Below are 1,905 nucleotides of genomic sequence, written 5' to 3'. Positions count from 1 at the left end.
GGTTTATCCTGAAGTCAAGATCGCCGATCTGTCCGGCGCTGAAGTCGAAAAGGTCAGCGCTGAAGTCAGCGACGCCGCCATCGACAAGACCCTGGACATCCTGCGCAAGCAGCGCCGCACTTTCGCCCAGCGCGCTGCTGACGCACCTGCGCAAGACGGCGATCGCGCCACCATTGACTTTGAAGGCAAGATCGACGGCGAGCCTTTTGCCGGCGGCAAGGCTGAGGACTACCAGTTCCTGATTGGCGACGGCCAGATGCTCAAGGAATTCGAAGACGCCGTGCGCGGCATGAAAAGCGGCGAAAGCAAGACCTTCCCCCTGAACTTCCCCGCCGACTACCATGGTAAAGACGTGGCCGGCAAACAGGCGGACTTCCTTGTGACGGTCAAAAAGATCGAAGCTGCTCACCTGCCCGAAGTCAATGAAGCGCTGGCCAAGTCCCTGGGTATCGCCGATTCAACGGTCGAAGGCCTCCGTGCCGATATCAAGAAAAACCTTGAGCGTGAAGTCAAGTTCCGTTTGCTGGCCCGCAACAAGAATGCGGTGATGGACGCGCTGGTGGCAAATGCCGAACTCGACCTGCCCAAGTCCAGCGTGCAGGCCGAACTGGACCGCATGATCGAAGGCGCCCGCGCCGACCTCAAGCAGCGCGGCATCAAGGATGCTGACAAGGCGYCAATTCCAGAAGAAATCTTCCGCCCGCAAGCAGAAAAGCGCGTGCGCCTGGGCCTGGTGGTGGCTGAACTGGTGCGCAGCAATGACCTGCAGGCCAAGCCTGAGCAGCTCAAGGCGCACATTGAAGAGCTGGCTGCGAGCTACGAGAAACCGCAGGACGTGGTGCGTTGGTACCTGAGCGACAACCGCCGCATGGCTGAAGTTGAGGCCGTTGTGATCGAAAACAACGTGACCGACTTCGTTCTGGGCAAGGCCAAGGTCACCGAGAAAGCCATTTCCTTCGACGACCTGATGGGCCAGAACTGATTCTTCCCGGCCTTTGCTGACGTTGGGGCTTGTGCTTTGCGGCACAGGCCCCAATTTCGTTTGAGCTATGGCAAAGCAGCATGTGATTCGCTGTCAGCCTTCGCCAAAACTCTATGCGGGAGTTTTTGGGTACAGTACAAACATCTCTGGAGAAAACATGATGGTCCGAAACAGTATTTATGGCGGCGCTTATACGGCCCCGCAAGCCGGCGCGCAGGATGTGCAAGGCCTGGGCATGGTGCCTATGGTGATCGAGCAGTCTGGCCGCGGCGAGCGCTCTTACGACATTTATTCGCGCCTGCTCAAAGAGCGCGTAATTTTCCTGGTTGGCCCGGTCAATGACCAGACGGCCAACCTGGTGGTGGCTCAGCTCCTGTTCCTGGAAAGCGAAAACCCGGACAAGGACATCTCCTTCTACATCAATTCCCCGGGCGGCTCCGTCACGGCCGGCATGGCGATTTACGACACCATGCAATTCATCAAGCCGGACGTTTCCACCCTGTGTGTGGGCATGGCGGCCAGCATGGGTGCTTTCCTGCTGTCGGCCGGCACCAAAGGCAAGCGATTTTCGCTGCCCAATTCCCGCGTGATGATTCACCAGCCCTCGGGCGGTGCGCAAGGCCAGGCGACCGATATCGAAATCCATGCCCGCGACATTCTGAAGACGCGTGACCAACTCAACCGAATCATGGCAGCCAACTGCGGTCAGCCGGTTGAAAAGATCGAACGCGATACCGAGCGGGACTATTTCATGTTTGCGGACGAGGCCAAGGAATACGGCCTGGTCGACCAGGTTATTGCCAAGCGGCCTTAAGCGTCGAAAGTACTCAGTTGCACTGCAACAACGGCGTTTTCTGTAACAGAAACGCCGTTTTTTTATTGGTTATCATTAGGTAACAGTTCCCCTCCAGGCTCCTTAAAGG

Annotated in this window: 2 protein-coding genes; both read left to right on the top strand. The window is 57.6% G+C overall.

Annotated features, from left to right (window positions below):
• Nucleotides 1-982, top strand: a 982-nt coding sequence (tig, locus tag AC1D0Z_RS20620) for a trigger factor (protein WP_477660030.1), incomplete at its 5' end; no start/stop codon positions are given.
• Between the two features lie 157 nt (nucleotides 983-1,139).
• On the top strand, nucleotides 1,140-1,796 hold the full coding sequence (gene clpP / locus AC1D0Z_RS20615) for an ATP-dependent Clp endopeptidase proteolytic subunit ClpP (protein ID WP_477660029.1): 657 nt from the start codon (nucleotides 1,140-1,142) through the stop codon (nucleotides 1,794-1,796).
• Nucleotides 1,797-1,905: the final 109 nt, after the last annotated feature.

It is taken from the genome of Polaromonas sp. P1_E3, assembly GCF_056405935.1.
Note: the sequence above shows the minus strand (reverse complement) of the source record. Positions and strands in the feature narration are given on the sequence as shown.

Bases quoted from the DNA above. Each gene is read 5' to 3' on its own strand.
- clpP (WP_477660029.1), top strand. From the start codon at position 1,140: ATGATGGTCCGAAACAGTATTTATGGCGGCGCTTATACGGCCCCGCAA.